General features: G+C 42.7%; 18 protein-coding genes, 7 tRNA genes and 1 pseudogene. 4 read left to right on the plus strand and 22 right to left on the minus strand.

Annotated features, from left to right (window positions below):
- A pseudogene (locus BM739_RS17710) lies at positions 1-278 on the plus strand (IS4 family transposase); the annotation flags it as partial.
- Here the strand turns inward: BM739_RS17710 and BM739_RS17715 are convergent.
- Positions 268-1,455, minus strand: a complete 1,188-nt coding sequence (locus BM739_RS17715) for a von Willebrand factor type A domain-containing protein (protein WP_076542980.1) — start codon at positions 1,453-1,455, stop codon at positions 268-270. The pseudogene BM739_RS17710 and the gene BM739_RS17715 sit on opposite strands and share 11 nt — an antisense overlap.
- Positions 1,456-1,865: 410 nt before the next feature.
- Here BM739_RS17715 and purE point away from each other — a divergent pair, with 410 nt between their 5' ends.
- Both purE and purK read left to right on the plus strand, forming a co-directional pair.
- On the plus strand, positions 1,866-2,357 hold the full coding sequence (gene purE / locus BM739_RS17720) for a 5-(carboxyamino)imidazole ribonucleotide mutase (RefSeq protein ID WP_076542981.1): 492 nt from the start codon (positions 1,866-1,868) through the stop codon (positions 2,355-2,357).
- Positions 2,357-3,481: a 5-(carboxyamino)imidazole ribonucleotide synthase gene (purK, locus tag BM739_RS17725; RefSeq protein ID WP_076542982.1), complete on the plus strand. Its 1,125-nt coding sequence runs from the start codon at positions 2,357-2,359 to the stop codon at positions 3,479-3,481. Before purE ends, purK begins: the two co-directional genes overlap by 1 nt.
- A gap of 86 nt (positions 3,482-3,567) precedes the next feature.
- Here the strand turns inward: purK and BM739_RS17730 are convergent, their stop codons facing one another.
- The 6 genes from BM739_RS17730 to BM739_RS17755 all read right to left on the minus strand — a co-directional run bounded on the left by BM739_RS17730 (position 3,568) and on the right by BM739_RS17755 (position 11,669).
- Positions 3,568-4,746: a methyl-accepting chemotaxis protein gene (locus tag BM739_RS17730; protein WP_076542983.1), complete on the minus strand. Its 1,179-nt coding sequence runs from the start codon at positions 4,744-4,746 to the stop codon at positions 3,568-3,570.
- A 277-nt stretch (positions 4,747-5,023) separates the two neighbouring features.
- Positions 5,024-5,641, minus strand: a complete 618-nt coding sequence (locus BM739_RS17735) for a hypothetical protein (protein ID WP_076542984.1) — start codon at positions 5,639-5,641, stop codon at positions 5,024-5,026.
- A 305-nt stretch (positions 5,642-5,946) separates the two neighbouring features.
- Complete coding sequence (locus BM739_RS17740) at positions 5,947-6,375, minus strand: hypothetical protein (protein WP_076542985.1); 429 nt, start codon at positions 6,373-6,375, stop codon at positions 5,947-5,949.
- The gene (gshA, locus tag BM739_RS17745; RefSeq protein WP_076542986.1) at positions 6,375-7,997 is read right to left on the minus strand and encodes a glutamate--cysteine ligase; all 1,623 of its coding nucleotides are present in this window, start codon (positions 7,995-7,997) and stop codon (positions 6,375-6,377) included. Before gshA ends, BM739_RS17740 begins: the two co-directional genes overlap by 1 nt.
- Positions 7,998-8,252: 255 nt before the next feature.
- On the minus strand, positions 8,253-11,084 hold the full coding sequence (locus BM739_RS17750; protein ID WP_076542987.1) for a pitrilysin family protein: 2,832 nt from the start codon (positions 11,082-11,084) through the stop codon (positions 8,253-8,255).
- A gap of 162 nt (positions 11,085-11,246) precedes the next feature.
- The gene (locus BM739_RS17755; RefSeq protein WP_076542988.1) at positions 11,247-11,669 is read right to left on the minus strand and encodes a YqaA family protein; all 423 of its coding nucleotides are present in this window, start codon (positions 11,667-11,669) and stop codon (positions 11,247-11,249) included.
- 362 nt (positions 11,670-12,031) lie between these two features.
- Here BM739_RS17755 and BM739_RS17760 point away from each other — a divergent pair, with 362 nt between their 5' ends.
- Positions 12,032-13,279: a dicarboxylate/amino acid:cation symporter gene (locus tag BM739_RS17760; RefSeq protein WP_076542989.1), complete on the plus strand. Its 1,248-nt coding sequence runs from the start codon at positions 12,032-12,034 to the stop codon at positions 13,277-13,279.
- 106 nt (positions 13,280-13,385) lie between these two features.
- Here BM739_RS17760 and BM739_RS17765 read toward each other — a convergent pair whose 3' ends face one another.
- The 15 genes from BM739_RS17765 to csrA all read right to left on the minus strand — a co-directional run bounded on the left by BM739_RS17765 (position 13,386) and on the right by csrA (position 23,785).
- A complete protein-coding gene (locus BM739_RS17765; RefSeq protein ID WP_175609547.1) occupies positions 13,386-14,546 on the minus strand; it encodes an alginate export family protein in 1,161 nt (386 codons plus the stop codon).
- 137 nt (positions 14,547-14,683) lie between these two features.
- Entirely contained in the window at positions 14,684-15,526 is an 843-nt protein-coding gene (locus BM739_RS17770) for an ABC transporter ATP-binding protein (RefSeq protein WP_076542990.1), read from the minus strand.
- A gap of 37 nt (positions 15,527-15,563) precedes the next feature.
- Entirely contained in the window at positions 15,564-16,472 is a 909-nt protein-coding gene (locus BM739_RS17775) for an ABC transporter permease (RefSeq protein WP_254843581.1), read from the minus strand.
- A 170-nt stretch (positions 16,473-16,642) separates the two neighbouring features.
- Positions 16,643-17,959, minus strand: coding sequence for a CmpA/NrtA family ABC transporter substrate-binding protein (locus tag BM739_RS17780; RefSeq protein ID WP_254843582.1), 1,317 nt, complete (start codon positions 17,957-17,959; stop codon positions 16,643-16,645).
- 690 nt (positions 17,960-18,649) lie between these two features.
- A complete protein-coding gene (locus tag BM739_RS17785) occupies positions 18,650-19,780 on the minus strand; it encodes a sodium ion-translocating decarboxylase subunit beta (protein WP_076542993.1) in 1,131 nt (376 codons plus the stop codon).
- An 8-nt stretch (positions 19,781-19,788) separates the two neighbouring features.
- The gene (gene oadA, locus BM739_RS17790; RefSeq protein WP_076542994.1) at positions 19,789-21,576 is read right to left on the minus strand and encodes a sodium-extruding oxaloacetate decarboxylase subunit alpha; all 1,788 of its coding nucleotides are present in this window, start codon (positions 21,574-21,576) and stop codon (positions 19,789-19,791) included.
- A gap of 17 nt (positions 21,577-21,593) precedes the next feature.
- Positions 21,594-21,842 carry an OadG family protein gene (locus tag BM739_RS17795; protein ID WP_076542995.1) on the minus strand — a complete coding sequence of 83 codons (249 nt, stop codon included), beginning with the start codon at positions 21,840-21,842 and terminating at the stop codon, positions 21,594-21,596.
- Positions 21,843-22,603: 761 nt separating this feature from the next.
- A tRNA-Arg gene (locus BM739_RS17800) sits at positions 22,604-22,680 on the minus strand.
- Positions 22,681-22,749: 69 nt separating this feature from the next.
- A tRNA-Ser gene (locus BM739_RS17805) sits at positions 22,750-22,841 on the minus strand.
- 6 nt (positions 22,842-22,847) lie between these two features.
- Positions 22,848-22,924, minus strand: a tRNA-Arg gene (locus BM739_RS17810).
- 21 nt (positions 22,925-22,945) lie between these two features.
- Positions 22,946-23,022: transfer RNA gene (locus BM739_RS17815), tRNA-Arg, on the minus strand.
- 33 nt (positions 23,023-23,055) lie between these two features.
- A tRNA-Arg gene (locus BM739_RS17820) sits at positions 23,056-23,132 on the minus strand.
- A 32-nt stretch (positions 23,133-23,164) separates the two neighbouring features.
- Positions 23,165-23,241: transfer RNA gene (locus tag BM739_RS17825), tRNA-Arg, on the minus strand.
- A 21-nt stretch (positions 23,242-23,262) separates the two neighbouring features.
- Positions 23,263-23,354 (minus strand) — tRNA-Ser (locus BM739_RS17830).
- 227 nt (positions 23,355-23,581) lie between these two features.
- A complete protein-coding gene (gene csrA / locus BM739_RS17835; protein ID WP_076542996.1) occupies positions 23,582-23,785 on the minus strand; it encodes a carbon storage regulator CsrA in 204 nt (67 codons plus the stop codon).
- Between the last annotated feature and the right edge of the window lie 176 nt (positions 23,786-23,961).

Below are 23,961 nucleotides of genomic sequence, written 5' to 3' on the forward strand. Positions count from 1 at the left end.
TGCTTACCGCTTATAATCTCGTCCGTTTAGAGATGGTGGCGATAGCAAAAGAGGCAGAGGTTGCACCCACTCGAATTAGTTTTACGGCAGCAATAAGTCTGATAGATACCCAATTGAGGTGGCAGGCTCTATCACCTGATGGAAAGTTGCCCGCTAAATTGAAGCAAATGCGTGCCGATATAAAACACTTTATCTTGCCTGATAAAAGAAAGCACCGAACGTATCCACGTTCAGTGCTTTATATACCTAGCCGCTATCCACTTAGGTTTAAACAGTAATGCTTATCCGAACGGCATTATGTCGTTGATGGGGCTTTTTTATCCCAATATTGTTTGTTGCAGACACTGCCATTGCCTGCTTAACAAGGGCAATAAACTCGCTGCGCTCACCTTGGCTATCAGCTCCTTTAGCATCATGGGCGATATTGATTAACTCAGGGTAATCAAAACCATGAACATAATTGTTTTGATTAATTAATTGCCCTAAACCCGCCACCGCTGCTGCAAAGCGAAACTCATCACTGGCTTGTTGAAAAAATTTATCTTGCTGAGCAATTTTAATATCAAGCTGACCAAGTAAAGCGTGTTGGCTTTTTAAGCGCATGTCATACAGTGACAATCTGGCGAGGTTCTCGATGCTAAAGCGCTGCTGAGCACTTGGCGCGTTAGCTTGTTGCGGCGCTATTGGCTTTAAAGGAGCTGCTCCTGAATTACTTGCTTCATAAGAATATGATTCATTAAGGCGCAGCTCATACATGGCGCTATATTGGCCACTTGAGTGAGTTTGCTTTGCTGAAATGCATGGCTTTGGCTTGGCCTGAGTTTGAGTTTGTAATCGAGTATCGCCATTGGACATTTGTTTATTAACGGGCTGCCCATAGTTTCGCTCAAAACCAATCAGTCGGTATTCCGCAATCAATCTTGGATTAAAGCGTAACTTGGCTTGTAAATAAGCTAAGCCTTGCTTTGCAGGCTCAGTGGCCATGTCACTCGGTTTGATATTAATCAACAGCAACAAGGTGTCATTATTATAAGGCGATGGCGCCAGTTCAGTATGTATCTGATAGCTTTCAGATAATGGCTGATATTGACTAAAGTCATATTGAAATGCGTTGAGTAAATTCTGGCTTTGAATGGTATTTTTTTCAGGCCAGATTTGCTGGTTGAGTAAGTGTTTTAACCTATCATAATCGTTGTTATCAGTATTAAAAGTCAGTTGGGATAACGGCGTTTCGCCGCTGACCATATTGCCACCATGACTTACAACAGCCTGTAGCCTTGGCGCACCGCTTATCTGCGGTGCTAAGCTTTGCGGAGCTATGGTTTGAGGAGCTATGGTATCTGACGCTAAAGTTTGCGGAGCTAAGCTTTGTGGTGCTGTTTGTGCAACCCCATTTACACTCACAAGTAGCAAAAGGCTTAGTTTACACGCCTGATAAATTGTACATTGACTCATTTATGACTCCGTAATAAACGCAATACTATTATTAACGTGCTCAGATTAAAAAAGGGTTATTTATTTTTCAGCTTTAATCACCCCTGGCAGGTAAACCGTATAAGCCATTGTTTTAAAACAATAAAAATGTACAATTTGGGTGGCACTAGCAGGCTAGTTTTTACCTTATCAATAACCCCAAACTTGCAGTAATTGATTGCTGCTCGATGTTTCCCTAAAGCCAGTATAAGCATTCGTAATCACAAACTGAGTTTCAGCCCCAAGAAACACTGAAATGCAGCGAAATCTTAACCAACATGATATTATCTAGCCCCTTTTTTATAGGCGCAAAAATGCAGCCTATAATGCCTGTACCCTATGCAGGTATAAGTAAAATTATTCTAATATAATAAGTGTGTTAAGGAGTTATCATGCAAGCCCTTGTTGCCGTAGTTATGGGATCTAAGAGTGATTGGCCGACCATGGAAGCCGCCGCAGAAATTATGGATAAGCTGCAGGTGCCATATCACGTTGAAGTTGTCTCAGCGCATCGTACTCCTGACAAACTCATGGACTTTGCTAGCACTGCTGCTGGTAAAGGCTTTAAAGTCATTATCGGCGGTGCCGGTGGTGCAGCACATTTACCCGGTATGATTGCCTCAAAAACCCGCCTTCCTGTGCTGGGTGTGCCAGTGCAAAGCAAAGCGTTATCTGGCATGGACAGCTTACTGTCTATCGTACAAATGCCTAAGGGCATTGCTGTGGGTACCCTTGCGATTGGCACTGCAGGCGCGTTCAATGCCGGCTTACTTGCTAGCCAAATTCTTGCGGTTGAAGACAGTGAACTTGCTGCGCGTTTGGATGCTTTTCGTGAAGAGCAAACAAATTCAATCCTTGAAAATCCAGATCCGAGGGAAGCTTAATGGCTAAGCAGGACGGTGAGCAAAAAAATCAAACCGCAGCGACTCAGCACAATGTATGGGTTTTAGGTGATGGTCAATTGGGCGCTATGTTGTCCCATGCAGGGCAGCCTTTAGCGATTAACGTTCGTCCGATTGATATTATGACCCCGTCAGATGAGCGTTTACCTCTTAATGATACTGACATCATCACCGCAGAACGAGAGCAGTGGCCTGAATCAAACTTAAGCTTGCAACTTAGCCAGCATAAGCATTTCATTAATGGCCCGGTTTTTGGCCTGCTGGCAGATCGTTTTACCCAAAAAAGCTTATTGGATGAGTTAGCTGTACCAACCTCACCTTGGGAGTTGGTTGACGATAATACTCAAACGGCGCAATTGCATCAGCAATATGGCGAGCGAGTATTATTAAAGCGCCGCACCGGCGGTTATGACGGCAAAGGTCAACACTGGTTAAAACAAGCTGAATCAACCACAATCCCTGCTGATTGGCGTAATGAAGCCATTGCTGAACAAGCAATTAACTTTGATGAAGAAGTGTCGTTAGTGGGCGTACGAACCCAAACTGGCGAATGCTTATTTTATCCATTGGCGTTAAATCTTCACCAAGACGGCATTTTAATGGCATCGATTGCGCCATTATCACGTTTAAGTCACCTACAAGCTCAAGCTGAAGCCATGCTAAGTAAAATTATGCATAAGCTTGAGTATGTTGGGGTGATGGCGATGGAATGTTTCCGCGTTGGTGATGACTTACTGATTAATGAATTAGCCCCAAGAGTGCATAACTCTGGTCACTGGACTCAATCGGGTTGTCATATCAATCAGTTTGAATTGCACCTGCGCGCCCTGTGCGGATTGCCTTTACATACTCCACAAGTAAACCATCAATGTGTGATGGTGAACTTAATTGGTGTTGATAAAGATGACCGCTGGTTAAGCTTACCCAATGCTGAATTATTCTGGTACAACAAAGAAGTTCGCGTTGGCCGTAAAGTGGGCCACTTAAACTTATCGGTTCATAATAGCGCGATGCTAACTGACAGTATTGGTCAGTTACAACAATGGATGCCTGAACAGTATCAAGCGCCATTAGCGTGGATTTTAGATGAGTTCAGCGCTGATTAAGCGCAATTTAACTAAATCAAACCCATAAAAAAGGAGCTAAGGCTCCTTTTTTATGGACTATTGAATTGCAAGTGTTGCTTTAGGGTTTAGATACACACTCGCGTGAGTACTTTTTCAAGATGCTCAGAGCTTGTTTGTTGCCCATAAGCGCGGTCTGAAATCGCTTTTAAGCTCTGCTGCACCTCATGGCTTAAACGGGTAATTTCCAGCGCTCGGCTACTGATACTATTGGTAGAAGATTGCTGCCCTTGAATGCTGTAGGTCATATTACTGGCAACGCTATCAAGCTGCTCAAATGCACCGCCAATATCAGTAAATGCTTGGGTGACCCGCAGGCATTGTTGCACGCTTTCATTGGTCACTCTTTGGCTGTCGCTAATAGCATTAACCGCATTACCCGCTTTGGCTTGCAGCTCTAAAACAATAGTTTGAATTTCTACCGTCGACTCTTGAGTGCGATGAGCTAATGCGCGCACCTCATCAGCCACAACCGCAAAACCGCGGCCTTGCTCACCGGCTCTGGCGGCCTCAATGGCAGCGTTGAGCGCCAATAGGTTAGTTTGCTCGGCAATACTTTTAATCACTTCTAAAACATTACCAATTTTCTGGCTGTCGCTGTTTAATAAATCTAAATCAGATACCAAACTTTCAATGCCATTAGCAAAGGTGGTCATGGCCGTTTGATTACTTAATGCATCATTATTACCGAGCTCAAGTAATTGTTTTACTTCAGTAGAGGTGGATTTAAATTCATCAGCATTGGTTGATAGTTCATCGGCGGTTTTCACTATGTCTGCTAATGAACTTGAAATTAGCTCGGTTTCAGCAGTGCTTTTGGCAACCGATGATTCAGCCGAATTCATTTGCTGCGCCAACTCCTGCGAGCCATGGTGAAAATTATTGGCATCTTGCCTGATGTCATCTAGAACCAATTTTAGTTCTTCAATAAAACTGCTTAGATCATTGGTTATTTTCGCCAGTAAATCATTGCCATTATCTGTTAACGGCTCTTTAGGGGCAGTTTTAGTACTGATGACTAAGCTTAAATACTCAGCAAGTTGACTCAAACGCATGTGTAGAAAACGCTTAAATAAATACATGCCCAATATTGTTTGCGCTACGCCTAGCACAGCGACTAAAAGTAATAGTGTGGATTTATCAATTTGAGAGGGTAAAAATGCAATGATGACCAATGCCACCAGCACCAACGAGATTAACGGATAAAGCAGTGTTGTCTGTAATTTATTATTATTTTGAGGATGCATATACAGTTCCGAAAGTTATTATTATTTTTATCTAGTAACTCGTAATGAGGTTTAAACATTAGTCATGGTCAACATTTAAACAGCAAGGTTCGTAAAGCCTTACTGAGATACAAAATGTCACAACCCATTTAATTACTATCGGATGCTGAAGCAAAAAGTTTAGGGCTTATTGTTAATTTTTATGAACAAAGTTGAATGTATAAACTGATGTAGGGAAGATAATATAAAAAAGCCCCGCGAATGCGAGACTGATGAGAATGACAATAACTAATGCGTATTAACCGAAAAATAACCGCCATAACCAGGAAGAGTCGAGATCTTCTTTACAGGTATGATACTGAGCAGCGTAATTTCTAGCGCGAGCATCAACACGATTCGCTACAGGTACAAGCCATGCTTTAGCTTTATAGCTGCCACGTTTATAGCCGCCCCAACCTTCGTGATAATTCAAATACTGGTTTTTCGCATCCCATTTTGACACCCCATTGATGGCATGGGTTTTATAGATAAACCAGCCCATAAAGTCCATCGCATCATCAAAGTTACTTCGGCTTGACCAGGAATTACCCGTTTCACGTACATAGTCATCCCATGTCATGGTTTTAGCTTGGGCGTAGCCATAAGCATCACTAGCACGACCAGTAGGGATAAACCCCCAGAAGTATTCCATTGGCGGCGCGGCATTATGTTTAAACGAACTTTCTTGGAACATCATCGCTAAAGGCACATGTACTGGTACACCCCATTTTTCACGTGTTTTAACTGCAGACTTATACCAAGAACGGTTCTCTTGAAATATTGAGCATAAATTATCAGGCTCTTTAGGTGGCGGTGTGGCACAACCTGTAAGCTGTAAAAGAAATACTGCGCCCAAAGCACGAAAAAACCACGTCATAAATGCCCTTAAAGTAATAAATATCAGGAGTTAACTAAAGCGATTCGATTTTCACATCAATATAATAAAGATGCAAACCACTGTGTGAAAAAATAGAACTTAATCTGCCGCTAAAATGCGACCATTGGTATTAGTCAAAAAATACTTGAACTCAAGCCTGACAATAGAGGCGGGCTAGAGGGAGGTTCTGCGGCTAAGGTTTTCTGAAAAGACTATCAAGGTAACATTTAATATCGGAATAAATGAGCAACTAAACCATTAAATTATCGCCTAATTGAGGACACTCATCGCGCCCAAGCGGCACATTAATTATCGCGGTTAGCAAACTCACATTCATGAGGCTCTTGCTGCCAAATAACCGGTTGCCAATAGTCACTATTGAGGCCGGTATAAATTTTATCTTGGTTAAATTCAGCAGCTAGATGCAGCCTTAAGTGGGCTTTAACATCGACACTGATGCTTTTGGGCTTACGGGCGGCAAGCTTAACTTTTAACTCGGGGGACTCAATCAGTTCAGCTACAGTAAACTCATGTTTTCCTGCAGTTAATTTATAATAAGGCCTTGAGAGAACGGGCTTGCCATCAAGGTGAGTCACTACCACTCGATAAAGGTTTTGCGATGTCGGTGGGGTTATATAACTCGCCACCGTGCCACAGATAGATTGCTCATCCACTGATGATGCACAGCCTTGTAACAGACCTAGCATCACCACAGATAAAGCTAGCCTTTTCATTAACGACACGCTGCTGCAGGTTTTGATAAATCAGCAAAATAATCTGCTAAAAACTCATCGAAACTTTCGCTTGGCTGCGCTTCAGCAGCATCTTGCTTAGCAATAGAAGCTTTTGCTTCCTCGACATAGCCCGCTTCAACAGCATCCGATAAAGGGTAGTCAGTTAAGTATGAATGGTAATTTTTAGCGAGATTTTTCACCCAACTACTATGATCTTGACCTTGATTAACCACATCTTCCAACACGCGGCCAGATAGGGTTAAACTTGGATCATCGATAGCGGCTTGCCATTGCGATAATGCCTGCTGGTATGCATTACCAGAATCACCATCTAACAACTTAGCAAGGCGAGACAGGGGCTCAAAAATGTCATTAAGCCATTGAGTGCGACTAATTGGCTGACCATTTTTAGTTAGCTCAAGCCCAGGTTTACGACCTTCAACTACCACAGCTTGCAGGTTAGCGGCGATTTCCTGCTCTGCGGCGTTATCACTTTTCTCTGATGAAGACAGCAAGCAGTACAGTAAGAACAAGTCTAAAAATCTTACCTGACTAGCATCGATACCAATTGGGCTATATGGGTTCACATCTAATGCGCGCACTTCAATATACTCAACACCAGCACGAGACAATGCCTCTGAAGGTTTTTCACCCGCTTTGGTGACTCGCTTGGCACGAATTGGCGAGTAAAACTCGTTCTCAATTTGCAGCACATTACTGTTAAGTTGACGGTATTCACCATCCACTTTAACGCCAATTTTCTCAAAACTGGCAGAAGGCATGCGAATGGCTTCACCTACCCCTTGTAAATATTCAGGCAGAGAGTTGTAACTGATGTTTAAGCGCTCTTGCTCTTTGTTGGTGTAACCTAAATCGCTCATACGCAATGAGGTTGCATATGGCAGGTATAAGGTACCCTTACCGGTTTTCTTAAAATCAAACCCAACGGCTTTATCTTTAATAAACGAGCCACACAGCGCAGGAGATGAACCAAAGAAATACGGTAATACCCACACTAAACGGCGATAATTACGGATCATGCCAAAGTAAGACTCTGAGATGAACTCACAGCGCGACACTGACTTATCAGTGCGTTCATATAAGCTATCCCACAATTGTTCAGAGACTGAAAAATTGAAATGCACCCCGGCAATAATTTGCATGAGTGCGCCATATCTATGGGTTAAACCTTTACGGTATAAGGTTTTCATTTGGCCGTTATTAGAACTTCCGTAACGGGCAATAGGGATATCTTTTTCATCGCCGACATAACACGGCATGCTAACAGGCCATAGGGTCTGGCCATTCATGTTTTTTACACTGTAGGCGTGAGTTTGAGTTAACCCTTCAAGTAAGGTGTCAATGTTGGTATTCACCGGGGTAATGAACTCAAGTAAAGACTCACTGTAATCAGTGGTGATACGAGAATGTGTTAAGGCTGAGCCAAGCTTTTGTGGATGACTATCCATCGCGAGGTGGCCAGAGCTTTCGATGCGCAGCGCTTCGCGCTCAATGCCTCGTACCATGCCGAGTAAAGATTCACGCCCTTGGGCATTTGATAGATAATCGACTGTTTCATTGAATGAATTCAATTTGCTGTTCTCTTGTAGTGACTCGCTTATGCGACATTCAAACTGCTAGACCTGATATTTAGCACTAAAATTTCTTTAAACCAATTAAAAGCACTTAATTAAACATATATGAGCTCAAAGTAAAAAGCATTTTCAGCCATTCAACACCCACTATGTTTTACAAATAAAAAACGGTAACAGTTAACCTGTCACCGTTAATCACTAAATTCTAGCATTTTTAAATGGCTATCAAACCCTATATCTGATCTATATGAGGATTTTTTATCCTAAAAACAACTGCGATGCTTATTTTATCTCAACGATTGGATAACCCAAGGCTTGCAATTTAGGCATAATAGCGGCTTTATCACCCACAATTAGCATCACCATTTGTGATAAGTCCAATTGCTTGGCAGCTAACTCATTTAGCTCTGCACGTGAAATCTGTTGAACAATGTTTGCCTGTTGTTCAGTAAAGTCATCCGCTAACTGATAACGTTGGATCATCCGCATAAAGCCGGCTTTTTGATAAGGCGTTTCATAATCTAATGCCTTACCTTGAGAAATAGAGCTACGTAAAAAAGTTAACTCCTCTTCGCTCATGCCTTGCTGCTGATATAGATTAATCTCGTTAATAAACTCAATAAGTGATTCTGCAGTCACGTCAGTGCGGACACTGGCTGAAGCCATAAATCGTCCCACTAAACTATCACCATTAAAACCACTGCGAGCGCCGTAAGTGTAGCCTTTATCTTCCCGTAGGTTGAGGTTTATACGGCTATTAAACGCGCCGCCTAATGGGTAATTCATTAAGTAAGATTTAAAGTAATCGCCCGTTGCATCATAGGTTAACGCCCGCTTACCAATATTAATAACCGACTGCGCCGCATCTGGTTTATCAATAATATAAATGGTGCCACCAGCAAGCTCTGGTAATTGAGGTAATACAAATGGCGAGCTGGCACTGCCTTGCCAAGCTGTAAACGGGCTTAATAGCGGCAGAACTTGCTGTTGACTCAAATCAGACACCAACACCATTTTGGCGTTACCGGCTTTATATTGCTGCTTATAGAACTGTTTAACATCTTCAAGGGTTAATGCGGCAACCGTTGCTAACGTTCCTGAAGCATTAACACTTAATGGACTATTTTCACCATATAATAATGTTGAAAAGCCTTGTCGTGCCAAAAAGTTAGGATCTGATTCTTGATGCTTAAGCCCCTGTAATTGCTGTTGCTTAAGGCGCTGAAAATCCGCCTCGACAAAACCAGGCGTAAACAATCGCTCTTGTAAAATCGCTAAAGTCGGCGCGAGATTTTCAGTCAAACTTGATAGCTGAATATAGCTTTGTGAGCCCGATGCACCAAATGACACACTACTGCCAAGCATTTCTAATGCGCCAGTTAGTTCTTCAGTTGAACGTTTAGCGCTTGATTCATTGAGCATAGATGCCGTTAATGACGCCACGCCCGCTTTACCTTGGGGCGCAACACGGTGACCGCCTTCAAGATAAATCAGTAATTCAACGGTTGGGGTTTCATGGCTTTCAGTACCCATGACTTCAATACCATTGGCCAGTGAAGCATTCCATAACTCAGGCACTTTTAATACTGGTGCATCTCCCACTTTAGGCATAATAGTACGATCAAAGTTTGAGGTGATTTGTCTGACGTTATCGACACCGCTAACCGCTTCTGGCGCTACCGGCATCATGGTTGGGGTAAAGTTATCTTCAGCGGCAATTAATTGTTTTGCCCCTTCAGGTACAACGCTCATGACCACCATAGGTTTGTCTTTGATATACGTATTAAACACCCGCATTACATCATCTTTAGTGACACTGGCATAACGGGCCAAGTCACTGGCTATCATGTCAGGATTATCAAAAAAGGTTTGATTGTAAGCTAGGGTTGAGACTTTACCTTTTACGCTTTGCATGCCGAAAATAGTATCGGCTTCAAACTGCACTTTGACCTTTTGTAAGTCATCATCAGTCACGCCGCGCTGTTCAAACTCCTTAATAGAGTCATTAATTTTCTGCTCAAGTGTCGCAAGCGTTGCCCCCGAAGCGGGATTAGCCAGTGCATACAAGGTTAAGCTACAAGCTAACTCTTGGCATGGATGACCTACTGAGGCTTGTACTGCATAACCATCTTTGACTAAGTTTTTGTATAGCAATGAGGTTTTACCGCCACCGAGAATATTGGCTAACAAATCCAGCGCGGCTTCGTCTTTATGACGGGCGTATACTGTGGGGAAACCCATATATATCAGCGGCAGATGCACTTTATCTTCCATTGAAATATAACGGGTTTTATCTATTGTCACAGGGGTTTTAGGATCTGCTGACACCTCTGGACCACGTTTTAACTCGCCAAAGTACTTATTCACCATGGCCAGTGTTTGCATTTCATCGAAATCACCACCAATGGTTAAGGTGGCGTTATTAGGACCATACCAGCGCTTAAAGAAATTACGCACATCATCAACACTGGCACGTTCTAAATCTTCTGGCCAACCAATAACCGGCCACGAATAAGGATGCCCTGCCGGATACATGGCTTGGTTAAAGCGTTCATTCAAGCGGCCATAGGGTTGATTATCAATTCGCTGAGCGCGTTCGTTTTTAACTGTCTCACGCTGGACTTCAAATTTTTCACTGGTCAAGGCCGGCAATAAAAAGCCCATACGATCTGATTCAAGCCAGAGCATTTTTTCCAGCTGGTTGCTGGGTACTGTCTCAAAATAATTGGTTCTATCGGTGTTGGTGGTGCCGTTTAAGGTGCCGCCAGCTTCTGTTACCACTTTGAAATGCTGCTCATCGCCGACATTTTGTGAGCCCTGAAACATCATGTGCTCAAATAAATGGGCAAAGCCACTGCGACCCGCCACCTCACGGGCTGAGCCCACATGGTATGTCACATCCACATGAACAAGAGGATCTGAGCTATCTTGATGCAAGATAACTGTGAGGCCATTTTCTAGCTGATACTTTTTATAAGGAATGCCCACAGAGTCACTTTGAGCGACGGTTTCAACTAATGTGACCCCTTGGGGTAACGCTGGGGAAATTGTTGCTTCATGTGCGCAGCCACTGATGGCGATAGAGATCGCTGCTGCCAAGATCCATTTCTTCACTTATATACTCCTTGAAAAATAGCCAATGAAATCGGTAAATGTGATGCTATGAGTCTTTTTAGCTCTTGTTGGTTCAATTGGAGATAAAAATATCCTCTCCAATCAAATAACTAACAACACTGATCACAATAGGGTTTTATAAGAACGCCAATACCCCTTGTTTTACCATGCCAACATAAAGGCAGCCACTATTAATGAGTAACGAATCGTTTTACCGATTAACATCATCACACTAGACGGGATAATAGGGAGCTTTAACCACCCAGCGAGTAAACATAGAATATCGCCAATTAATGGCAGCCAAGAAAGCAGCAACGCCCAATAGCCATATTTTTCAATTAATTTTAATCCATGTTGGTATTTCTTGGACGCTAAATCCTCCGGCGTCTTAGCAAAGCGACCTAAATAGCCTAAATAGTAACTGCTTATTGCTCCTAAGGTGTTACCAACACTGGCAGCCACCAGCAACGCAAGCCAGGTTTCTGGTTGATCTGTGAGTAAGGCTACAAGTAAAACTTCTGAACCTCCTGGTAACAAAGTTGCCGCTAAAAAAGCCCCGCTGAACATTAACCACAATGCAGTCATTTACTTTACCTAATGATATCTATAGTGTTTTAGCCATTAAACTCGTAATATAAAAATGAGTTAACAAGCTGTTGAATTTCAATATGTAATTAACAAGTTGAAAAAATGATATAAGTTATATTAAAAACGGTTTGTCCCGACGATATTCGCTGAATACAATTCGAAAAATATTACCTAAAAAGACTCTAATTAGGCTGGCTTAAATTAGCCTGAAGTCAGTGGCTAAACTCAGTTTATACCGCGAACGTAATACATAGCTACAATGACTATTCAATGGCCTTGGGGTGATTGTTTAAGGTTGTTGAGATAATAATCCTCTTGCTGGTAACGACTGGCAAGCATAATAATTAGTTGGAACCTTGATGATTTTTCAAACCTTGAAACGCATTCCTTTTTGGCAAAAAGTGCTCGCAGGCTTTGCCTTAGGTATCCTTGCAGGTGTAGCTTTAGGCGAAAGTGCAGTAATACTAAAACCCTTAGGCGATTTATTTATTAGCGCCATCAAAATGTTGGTTGCACCTTTAGTATTTTGCGCCATCGTTGTCAGTATTACCTCATTAGGCTCACAAGCTAATTTAAAGCGTTTAAGTTTTAAAACCTTAGGCATGTTCATGTTCACTGGCACCATGGCATCGTTTATTGGTTTAGCCATTGGCAGTTCATTTGATATGGGCGGCAGTTTAGAGCTGGCCACTTCAGAAGTACGTGACCGTGATATCCCAGGCTTTGCCCAAGTGTTACTTAATATGATCCCAGTAAACCCTTTTGCATCATTAGCTGAAGGCAAAGTCCTGCAAATTATTGTGTTTGCAGCGCTCGTTGGTATCGCCATTAACGCAGTGGGTGAAAAGGCTGAGCCACTTAAGCGCACCATTGAAGCAGGCTCAGAAGTAATGTTTGAACTTACCCGCATGGTATTAAAGCTTACCCCTATCGGTGTGTTTGGTTTAATGGCTTGGGTTGTGGGTGAATACGGCCTGTCTACATTACTGCCATTAGGTAAGTTTATTGTGGCTATTTATGTGGCGGCGTTAATTCATATTATTTTTGTTTACGGCGGTTTAGTAAAATTTGCTGCTGGCCTAAGCCCAATTCAATTTTTCCGTAAAGCAATGCCTGCTCAACTAGTGGCTTTTAGCACCGCATCAAGTTTTGGCACCTTACCAGCAAGTAGTAAATGTACTGAGTCTATGGGTGTATCAAAGCGCTATAGCGCCTTTGTATTGCCATTAGGCGCTACCATGAATATGGATGGCTGTGGTGGTATTTACCCAGCTATTGCGGCGATATTTATTGCGCAAATTTACGGTATTCCACTGGATATGACCGACTACATGCTCATTGCTGTAACAGCAACTGTGGCGTCAGTAGGTACTGCTGGTGTTCCTGGTAGTGCGATGGTGATGCTAACAGTGACCTTGGGCGTAGTTGGTTTACCCCTTGAAGGCATTGCCTTTATCGCCGCCATTGACCGCGTTATTGATATGATCCGCACCGCAACCAATGTCACTGGTGACATGATGACAGCTGTGGTGGTCGGTAAAAGCGAAGGCCAATTCGATGAGCAACAGTTTTATTCAGATGAAAAAGCGCTAAATCAAGCAGCTTAAATCGAGTCGCTCAGCAGCGAAATTTTATAAAAAACGGCTAACTCACACTGAATTAGCCGTTTTTATTTAAGCGTTAACTTTTAAAAAATCGCCTAGAACTTATTTTCTAGAACTTAGCATTAGCCCATAACCACAGTTTATCAGTATCGACTTTAGCTGCCTCTGTATCGCCTTTTGAATACGCGGCGTATTTAACCCCTAAGGTATAATTTTTTGTCACCGGCACGCTGAATACTGCATTAATTTCAGAGCCTAAATCATCCACTAACGCCGTTGATTCATCCGCTTCAAAATCGTGATATACCAGCGCCCATTTACCACCAATCACCTTACCGCCAATTGAGGCGTAAAGATCAGCTAAGCCTTGTTTAGGGGTTGATAAAAACTGATCTGACCAACCGTTAAAGCCATGCAAGGTTGCTAAAGGGGTTTGGAAACCATAGTCGCCGCTGTCTGAGCCTAAGACTTCATAACCGACTTTAATAGTAATCGCTGAAAAACCGACTCCAGCCTCAACGCTCATGTAATCAGCTGAATAAGACAAGTCTGCACTATCAGAATCTTGAGTGGCATACTCTGCTGAATACAAGACTTTGATATCACCCACATCGGTGTTACCCGCAAAGCGTAAACCATAGGTATCAAGGCCGTTATCAATGGCGCTATCTTCTTCCAGTAAATAGCCATAACCACTTAAGGTACCAAAATCGGTTTTTAGTGAAGCATTTATCAAATTATCTTTTGAATCAATATCTTTTTCCTGTGCAAAGATACGATTACGCTGGCTGATATAGCCGTAGTCAATTTTAAATACATCGTTAAATTTGTACTCTAACATCACCCCATCGAAGGTCTGTCTATCTTGACGCCAGCCCACATGACCCACAAAGCGTTGGTTATCAAAGGTAATGACTTGACGACCCGCTTTAGCAGTAAAGCCTTCATAGTTATATTTTAAAAAGAACTGATCAAACTCAGTTGTTTCGGGATCGGCAATCACTGAATATTGCGGATTTTTACCTAAGGTATTGTTGTAATCATCAACGCCGGCAACCACACGTGAATCTTCGAACTCAAGGGTGGACGAAAAACCATAATAATCAGCTGTGGCATAGGTCAGGCGAGTGCGCAGGGTTAAGGCGTCAGCATCTTTTAAGGCATTATCTTGCTCAACCATTTCATAACGCAGGTTCAAGTTGACCTTTACGCTGCCTTGGGTGACCGCATCAGCAACGGACTGGGTCGTTTCAGCATGAGCTGAGCCCATGGCCAACAAGGTTAATGATAGCGGCGCCGCAAGGCTTACTATCGATTTGGTTAATTTGGCGTTAATCAGTGCAGCGAGTTGCTTCTGTTTCATCATCTTTCCTTATATTTATAGCTAAACTGTTCCATGCGTTGGTGTTAAACCGCTTCAGCCTGTTCATCTGCTGTGGTTAATGACTTACTGATATTAATAGGTTCAACTTTGCGCTGTTTTTCATAAAGAAACTTCAGTACTTCGGCCCGCAAACGGTTGTATTCAGGATCTTCTGCTAGCGCCAGACGATCTCTTGGTCGGGGTAAATCAACTGCCAGAATTTCACCCACGGTTGCTTCTGGGCCATTGGTCATCATCACAATTTTGTCTGACAGCAATACTGCTTCATCCACGTCATGGGTGATCATGATGACGGTATTATTAAGCTCCAGTTGAATTTCCATCAGCGAGTCTTGCATATGGGCTCTGGTCAAAGCATCGAGCGCCCCAAAAGGCTCATCCATCAATAGCACTTCAGGTTCCATCGCCAAGGCTCTGGCAATACCCACTCGCTGTTTCATGCCGCCTGAAATTTCACTGGGCAGTTTGTGCATAGCATGATCCATATGCACTAGGCTCAGGTTGTATTCAATCCACTGCTTCATTTCAGCTTTTGACTTAGTGCCTTTAAACACCTGCTTTACTGCTAATTCGACATTTTGATATGAGGTTAACCAAGGCAATAAAGAGTGGTTTTGAAACACCACCGCTCGCTCAGGCCCGGGCTCTGAAACTTCTGTGCTATTTAAAATAACCCCGCCTTTGGTGGCCTGATATAGCCCTGCCACAATATTAAGCACAGTTGACTTACCACACCCCGAGTGACCAATAAGCGAGACAAACTCGCCTTTATTAATTTTTAAATTAACTTCCTTTAGCGCCTTAAATGGCCCATTTGGGGTTGGGAAGTCCATGTCGATATTACTAATATCTAAAAATACACTCATAATATTTATCCTTACTCCTCAACGAACTCTCAACCAGTTAGTGACTTTTATCCCAAGAGAACCAGCGCTGCAGTGCCAGTACGCCGCGGTCTAACAAAAAGCCAATAAAGCCAATCACAATCACTGCCGCCATAATCCGTGACAGAGATTCAGAACTGCCATTTTGAAACTCATCCCAAACAAATTTTCCAAGCCCTGGGTTTTGCGCCAACATTTCAGCGGCAATTAACACCATCCATGCCACTCCAAGGGATAAACGCATGCCGGTAAAAATCAGTGGTATTGATGCTGGCAATACTATTTTTTGTACATGGGTTAACGGTGATAAGCGCAGCACGCGGCTGACATTGAGTAAGTCAGAATCAATGGATGCCACCCCAATTGAGGTATTGATGACCATAGGCCACAAACTACAGAGGGTGACGGTCAACATGGAGTTGATAAATGATTTAGAGAACATAGGATCTGGTGACACATATAATGCGCTCACCACCATGGTCACCAGCGGCAACCATGCCAGTGGTGACACAGGTTTGAATATCTGCACTATCGGATTTACCGCTGCATTAACGGTTTTACTTAACCCCATCCAGATCCCCATAGGAATAGCGATAATGGCAGCTAAAATAAACCCTGACATGACCGTAATAAGTGAGGTCACGATCTGATCAAAGAAGGTTTCCTTACCTGTGTACTTTCTGGTTTTCGCTTGATAACTAGGGTCCGCTGCTAGCCTTGCATCATTGCGAACTTGTTGGCGCTCATAAAAAGCCGCCGCCTTTTCTCGCTCGGCATTATGCTCTTGGTAAAGCCCATCAAACTGACCTATAACAGCCACAGGACCAGGAAACTTACCTAGGGAGGTATTAATATTATTGGCTGTAACTGACCAAATAACTAAAAACACGGTAATTCCGATGAGCGGTAATAATAATGCTTTGCTCATCGCCGCTGATTTGGCTAACAACAAATTTACAGCCGACTTATCCATAGGGAGTCTCTGCGCTAATCTTGCAATGGTTGTCATAGGTCTATCCTCACTTCGATAGCTCTTACTTGCATAAAACTTGAATCAAACTCGACATAAAGCTCGACAGACAGTACGTAAGCTCAGGCTTACAGCTTGTCGCCTTGCTTTAATCCAATACTGAACTTGTTGATATACGCATTCGGGGCACTACCGTCATACACAATGTCATCAATGAAATGTTGCTGCGGCTTTTTAAAGCCCGTTTCAGTAGCAAAGTCAGGGAAGTGTTTGGCATCAATGCTTTTATCATCAATTAACGATTGCGCCGCTTTGGCATAGATATCAGGACGGTAAACCTTAGCAGCAATCTCTTTGTACCAAGCATCAGGCTTATCATCTGAAATTTGTCCCCAACGACGCATTTGGGTTAAGTACCAGATCGCATCTGAGTAATATGGGTAGGTTGCGTTATAACGAAAGAACACGTTGAAATCAGGCACCGCGCGCTTATCACCTTTTTCATATTCAAAGGTGCCCGTCATGCTATTGGCAATCACATCGTAATCAGCGCCAACATAGTTAGATTGAGATAGGATTTTTACAGCTGCTGGGCGGTTAGCATTGTTGTTCTCGTCTAACCATTTAGCCGCCTTAATTAATGCTCTGGTTAAGCGAATCGTGGTGTTTGGATACTTTTCCGCAAATTCAGCGGTTATGCCAAATACTTTTTCTGGGTTATCTTTCCAAATTTCATAATCAGTAACCACTGGCACCCCGATGCCTTTAAATACCGCTTGTTGGTTCCATGGCTCACCGACGCAATAGCCATAGATGGTGCCTGCTTCAAGGGTTGATGGCATTTGCGGTGGCGGCGTAACAGATAAGTAAGCTTCAGCGTCGAGTTGTCCTGAAGTATCCCCTTTGTGAGGCGCATAAAAACCTGGGTGAATACCACCTGCCGCTAACCAATAACGTAGTTCATAGTTATGGGTAGAGACCGGAAATACCATGCCCATTTTAAAGGGCTTACCTTGCTCGTTATATTTGTCTACCACAGGTTTGAGTGAGTCAGCCTTAATCGGGTGAACCGGTTTACCATCGGCATTTTTGGCGATATTAGGCTTCATTTGCGCCCAAATATCATTGGATACGGTAATGGCATTACCGTTTAAGTCCATAGAAAAAGGGGTAATAATATGAGCTTTGGTACCATAACCAATGGTAGCTGCAATCGGCTGACCGGCTAGCATATGCGCGCCATCTAAACGGCCATCAATCACGCCGTCCAGTAACACCTTCCAGTTCGCTTGGGCTTCGATGGTGACGTATAAGCCTTCTTCTTCGAAATAACCATTTTCATAAGCAATGGCGATAGGCGCCATATCGGTCAGTTTAATAAAACCAAATGTCAGCTCTTCTTTTTCAGCAAAGCCCACTTCTGCAGAGGCGATACTCACCTGCATACTAGCCCCAATACTTAAGCCAACTGCAAGCTGTTTAAAAGACGTTTTCCAGTTCATCGTTTATCCCTTTTAAGTTTAAAATGACTTAAAACAAAAAAGGCGCTTTAATTATCCCTAAGGAATAATTAAAGCGCCTTTGCTTTATCGTTAATGTGTTCCATCTTGTCGCTCTGCATAAATATTCAACAAACTGCAGATTAAACTAATAAATAGTCTCAACGACCAGTGTTGTTACCATAATCTATTCAGTAACCATGCCATAAATGTAAGGCTCTGTTATATATACCTAAATACATTTGCAACTGAAAAAACTATTGCCCCTAAACGTCCGTAACGGTGCAAGGTAAAATACTGTTGCACTTTTTTGGGCAGCATTTAACTATAAACTAGCGCGGGTTACTTGGGGTTTAGTTGCTGACTGTGATTGCGTAAGTGATTGTGATTGTGTAAGTGGCAGAGTTAATGATTTAGCCGATAAATAAGCAAATGAAATTGAGCTAGCGATATAAAAAAGCCACTTAACCTGGTGATTAAGTGGCTTTTATTTAGTAACTAATTTAAGTAACTTAGGCGATTAACTAATGTGAGTAACTAATGTGAGTAACTAATGTGAGTAACTAATCTAAATCACTAACTTAAGCTAATTGAGCTGCATTAGCTGGTTAATTACTGTTATTGAAACAGCTCTGGTTAGCCTAATACCGCAAGTAGTACACCTGCAGCAACAGCACTACCTAATACACCAGCCACGTTTGGCCCCATAGCATGCATCAGCAAGAAGTTTTGGTTATTAGCCTCAAGACCTACCTTGTTAACAACGCGCGCCGCCATCGGCACTGCAGAAACCCCTGCTGCGCCAATCAATGGGTTAACTTTGCCACCAGATAGCTTAGACATTAACTTCGCCATTAATACCCCTGATGCAGTACCAATACTAAATGCCACCGCGCCTAAAATAAGAATGCCCAAAGTTTCAATGCGTAAGAACTGCTCTGCCTGTAATTTAGAGCCTACAGCTAAACCTAAAAAGATAGTCACAATGTTGATAAGCTCGTTTTGGGCGGTAGAAGATAATCTATCAACCACGCCCGACTCACGCATTAAGTTACCTAAACAGAACATGCCCACTAAAGGCGACGCCGCTGGTAGGAACAAAATCGTTAGCCCGACAACCATCAAAGGAAAGATAATTTTCTCTTTCTTACTGACTTCACGTAGCTGCTCCATTTTGATGCTGCGCTCTGACTCATTGGTTAATAGACGCATAATTGGCGGCTGAATTAACGGCACTAATGCCATGTATGAATAAGCAGCAACAGCAATGGCACCTAATAAATCAGGGGCTAATTTTGAGGCTAAGAAAATCGCAGTTGGGCCATCTGCACCACCAATAATCGCAATGGCCGCGGCATCAGTCATGCTGAACTCAAAACCCGGCACCACATTAAGCGCAATTGCACCTAATAAAGTCGCAAAAATCCCGAATTGGGCAGCAGCGCCCAACAATAAGGTTTTTGGGTTAGCGATTAATGCACCAAAATCGGTTAATGCCCCTACGCCCATGAAAATCAGTAATGGAAATATGCCGGTCTCAATGCCCACATGGTAGGCGTACCAAAGTAAGCCGCCTTCTTCAGTGAAACCCGCATTTGGAATATTCGCGAGTATGGCACCAAACCCAATAGGCAATAATAGTAATGGCTCAAAGCCTTTTGCTATTGCGAGATACAGTAATAACCCGCCTATCGCCATCATAAATAATTGATCAAGAGCGAAGTTAGCAATGCCTGTCTCAGACCAAAAGGCCAGTAATCCTTCCATGCTATCTCCTACGCTAATGCTAACAATGGTGAGCCAACCGAAACGGCATCACCTTGCTTAACTGAAATATTTTTAATGAAACCTGTTATTGCTGCGCGCACTTCAGTTTCCATTTTCATTGCTTCAAGGATTAACACCACATCACCTTCATTGACGTGATCGCCATCGTTTACCAATACTTTAAAAATATTACCCGACAGCGGTGCATTCATAGTGGCTTTCACTTCATCGCTCACAGGTGCAGCTGCAACAGTTGGAGCAACAGCGGCAGGTGCTGCTGATGTCGGCACGATTTGGCTGATATCGCCACCTTCGCTGACCTCAACTACAAAGCTTTGTCCTTGCACATTAACAGTGTAGGTTTCAGCGCCTTTTTCAGCTTTAACCGCAGGCACGGCCATATCATCAGCACTTGGCACTGGCTCAAAGGCATCAGGGTTACCGCGATTAGTCAGGAACTTAAGACCAATTTGATTAAATAGGGCATAGGTCATTACATCATCATCGGTTTCTGCTGCTAATGTAATACCGTCTTTCTTAGCGATGTCAGCCAGCTCGCTGCGCAGCTTATCTAATTCAGGTTCAATTAAATCTGCAGGGCGACAAGTAATAGCCTCTGCGCCATTTAATACCCGTGCTTGCAGCTCGGCATTAACCGGAGCCGGCGTTGCACCGTATTCGCCTTTAAGTACACCTTCGGTTTCTTTAGCTAAGGTTTTATAACGCTCGCCCATTAAGACATTAATCACTGACTGGGTGCCGACAATTTGCGAGGTTGGGGTCACCAATGGCAAGAAGCCAAGATCTTCACGCACACGTGGGATCTCTTCTAACACTTCATCCATTTTATCTGCAGCGCCCTGCTCTTTTAGCTGGTTTTCCATGTTAGTTAGCATGCCACCTGGCACTTGCGCACGAAGAATACGTGAATCAATGCCTTTAAGCGCGCCTTCAAAACGGGCATATTTCTTACGCACTTCTCTAAAGTAAGCGGCAATTTCTTCTAATGCTGCCATGTCGTAACCCGTGGCGCGGCCCGAGTCTTCTGCCATAGCAACTAATGTTTCTGTAGCAGAGTGGCCATAGGTTTGGCTCATGGTTGAAATTGCGGTATCGAGAATATCAACACCAGCTTCAATAGCTTTTTGATAGGTTGCAGTACTTAAACCGGTTGTAGCATGACAATGCATAGAAACGGTTAAGTCAGTTTGAGACTTTAAACGGCTGATAAGGTCATAAGCTTGCATTGGCTTAAGTAAGCCAGCCATATCCTTAATACACAGTGAGTCGCAGCCCATGTCTTCAAGGTTTTTAGCCATATCAACCCAAGTGTCTACGTTATGAACTGGGCTGCTAGTAAATGAAATAGTGCCTTGTGCATGACCGCCGACTTGCTTAACTGCTTTAACGGCAGTTTCTAAGTTACGCACATCATTCATGGCATCGAAAATTCTAAAAACATCAACACCATTAGTATGGGCACGCTCAACAAAGCGGGTCACCACATCATCGGCGTAATGACGATAGCCTAATAAATTCTGACCACGCAATAGCATTTGCTGTGGTGTATTTGGCATCGCCTTTTTAAGCTCTCTGATACGATCCCAAGGATCTTCACCTAAATAACGAATACAAGAATCAAACGTAGCACCGCCCCAAGACTCTAAAGACCAAAAACCAATTTTATCCAGTAAAGGAGCAATAGGTAACATATCGTCTAAACGTAAGCGCGTGGCTAAAATAGATTGATGGGCGTCTCGTAATACTACATCTGTTAACGCTAAAGGCTTGCTCATGATAACTCCTAAACGATTTAATCTTTGGCACGATACTGGTGAATAGCAGAAGTGATAGCTGCTATTAACTTAGGATCAATTGATGTCGCGGCTGCGGGTACAGGTGTAGGCGCATTAGCAACAACAGGCTGAATGTCTGACTGACATAATCTAGCAACAAGATTAATGCCGATAATTAATATGCTTAAAAATATAAAAACTAAGCTCATCCCCATTATCATCATGCCCAAGGCATCCAATAATTGCTCGGATATTGATGATGTCATAAACCCTCTCTTGTCATTATGTGCAATTAAAAATTGCCCACAGGATCAGTTCCAATGTTTACACGTCAATAACGTCTGCTGAATAAATCGCACCAAAACGATGCAGTATCAACAAAAGGAATAATTATTCATTCAGCATAAGCTGTTTTTATTCCATTAAAATCCACCAGTTCAGCGATTAAACTACCCTGTGATTTTTTACCGACGAAAAATATAACCAATCTATAACAATTAATCCAACACCTTGTAAATTGGTCAGACCAAAATTAATAAGATTAAGCCCACCTAGGTGATAATTCGATAAAAATAGTTCACATATAATGAAGAATCTTCATTTTTGATTACTTTATCAGGAAAATGATATGGTTATGACAAGATCTATATAAAAAGAGATATCAGAAATAAGAACAGCTATATTCACCAAAATTGTGCAGATGCTCTATTTAGCATAAATATGTAGTGATTTTTGTAATTTATGACTCATCAGCAAGTTGTAATTAGAATAAAAGCATACAAAACTAATCAACCAAGCTAAGTACAATTAATTGACTACAGTGAAAGCATTAACCAGCATGACTGAAGGATTTGACTGGGTGTTACGACAATTAACTTTGACGTTCAAATCTACAGCGGGTTAGCGACATTTGAGTGAGTATTAACTGGGAATATTGGCAGGAAAACTTAGAGTAACTGTAATATGGCTGAGTGGATTTTAGGCATAAAAAAAGCCCTGTAGATAACTACAGGGCTTTCTCTAATACTGGTGCGGATGGGAGGATTCGAACCTCCGACCGCCTGGTTCGTAGCCAGGTACTCTATCCAGCTGAGCTACATCCGCAAAACTTTTACTGTAAATCTTTACTCAGTGCTAATTGAGCTTAGTTGCATATTTAAAATATGCAAATAATGGCGGAGAGGGAGGGATTCGAACCCTCGATGGGAGTTAAAGCCCATACTCCCTTAGCAGGGGAGCGCCTTCGGCCACTCGGCCACCTCTCCGAATTATGGTGCGGATGGGAGGATTCGAACCTCCGACCGCCTGGTTCGTAGCCAGGTACTCTATCCAGCTGAGCTACATCCGCATAATTGGGTACTATTTTATATGGTGCGGATGGGAGGATTCGAACCTCCGACCGCCTGGTTCGTAGCCAGGTACTCTATCCAGCTGAGCTACATCCGCATATATAAAATTTACAGCTTTTAAATTATTTAATGGTGCGGATGGGAGGATTCGAACCTCCGACCGCCTGGTTCGTAGCCAGGTACTCTATCCAGCTGAGCTACATCCGCTCATTAAAAAATTTAAACACAACAATAGAAAATGGTGCGGATGGGAGGATTCGAACCTCCGACCGCCTGGTTCGTAGCCAGGTACTCTATCCAGCTGAGCTACATCCGCATCGTTTACTATCTTAAGAAATGGCGGAGAGGGAGGGATTCGAACCCTCGATGGGAGTTAAAGCCCATACTCCCTTAGCAGGGGAGCGCCTTCGGCCACTCGGCCACCTCTCCGTTTCTTGGCGCACATATTACTGTTTGCCGAAAATAAGTCAAACCTTTTTCAGCATCTTATATTCATTTGAACTGTTTTTGAGCACATTGATGAGTTAAGCCACAATTATCATCAATTCATTTCAAAAAATTTGTATTTTTTTTAGCAAACAATCTTAAATAGTCTAAAAACAATAAAGCCAGCTTTCGCTGGCTTTATTGGTAAGTCGCAAACAATGTCTGATATATCAGAAATTGCCACCATCTTCTGGTGTAACGTTGCCAGATTTTTCAGACTGGATACGTTGATAAATTTCTTCGCGATGAACTGATACTTCTTTAGGTGCATTCACACCGATACGTACTTGGTTACCTTTTACACCTAGTACAGTAACAGTCACTTCATCACCTATCATTAATGTTTCGCCAACACGGCGAGTCAAAATCAGCATTCGATTGCTCCTTTAGTCCAATCAGCATACACCAGCTTCTATCCGTAATATGCGCGTTTAATATAGTTAGCTTAATACAAATCATTAGTGACAACACTAAATCAATAAAACTTTTAAGCTTTTTACCCCAAAAAAAAGAAAAAACGTATTTCTGTGGCCTGATCGTTTCAAGTTGA

This window comes from Shewanella sp. UCD-KL21 (assembly GCF_001957135.1).
In the GTDB taxonomy this organism is placed as follows: Bacteria; Pseudomonadota; Gammaproteobacteria; order Enterobacterales; family Shewanellaceae; genus Shewanella.

Bases quoted from the DNA above. Each gene is read 5' to 3' on its own strand.
- BM739_RS17780 (WP_254843582.1), bottom strand. From the start codon at position 17,959: ATGCAGGTGAGTATCGCCTCTGCAGAAGTGGGCTTTGCTGAAAAAGAA.
- BM739_RS17765 (WP_175609547.1), bottom strand. From the start codon at position 14,546: ATGGGCTCAGCTCATGCTGAAACGACCCAGTCCGTTGCTGATGCGGTC.
- BM739_RS17770 (WP_076542990.1), bottom strand. From the start codon at position 15,526: ATGAGTGTATTTTTAGATATTAGTAATATCGACATGGACTTCCCAACC.
- BM739_RS17715 (WP_076542980.1), bottom strand. From the start codon at position 1,455: ATGAGTCAATGTACAATTTATCAGGCGTGTAAACTAAGCCTTTTGCTA.
- purK (WP_076542982.1), top strand. From the start codon at position 2,357: ATGGCTAAGCAGGACGGTGAGCAAAAAAATCAAACCGCAGCGACTCAG.
- BM739_RS17795 (WP_076542995.1), bottom strand. From the start codon at position 21,842: ATGACATCATCAATATCCGAGCAATTATTGGATGCCTTGGGCATGATG.
- BM739_RS17760 (WP_076542989.1), top strand. From the start codon at position 12,032: ATGATTTTTCAAACCTTGAAACGCATTCCTTTTTGGCAAAAAGTGCTC.
- BM739_RS17775 (WP_254843581.1), bottom strand. From the start codon at position 16,472: ATGAGCAAAGCATTATTATTACCGCTCATCGGAATTACCGTGTTTTTA.
- BM739_RS17755 (WP_076542988.1), bottom strand. From the start codon at position 11,669: ATGACTGCATTGTGGTTAATGTTCAGCGGGGCTTTTTTAGCGGCAACT.
- BM739_RS17730 (WP_076542983.1), bottom strand. From the start codon at position 4,746: ATGCATCCTCAAAATAATAATAAATTACAGACAACACTGCTTTATCCG.
- BM739_RS17735 (WP_076542984.1), bottom strand. From the start codon at position 5,641: ATGACGTGGTTTTTTCGTGCTTTGGGCGCAGTATTTCTTTTACAGCTT.
- BM739_RS17740 (WP_076542985.1), bottom strand. From the start codon at position 6,375: ATGAAAAGGCTAGCTTTATCTGTGGTGATGCTAGGTCTGTTACAAGGC.
- purE (WP_076542981.1), top strand. From the start codon at position 1,866: ATGCAAGCCCTTGTTGCCGTAGTTATGGGATCTAAGAGTGATTGGCCG.
- oadA (WP_076542994.1), bottom strand. From the start codon at position 21,576: ATGAGCAAGCCTTTAGCGTTAACAGATGTAGTATTACGAGACGCCCAT.
- csrA (WP_076542996.1), bottom strand. From the start codon at position 23,785: ATGCTGATTTTGACTCGCCGTGTTGGCGAAACATTAATGATAGGTGAT.
- BM739_RS17785 (WP_076542993.1), bottom strand. From the start codon at position 19,780: ATGGAAGGATTACTGGCCTTTTGGTCTGAGACAGGCATTGCTAACTTC.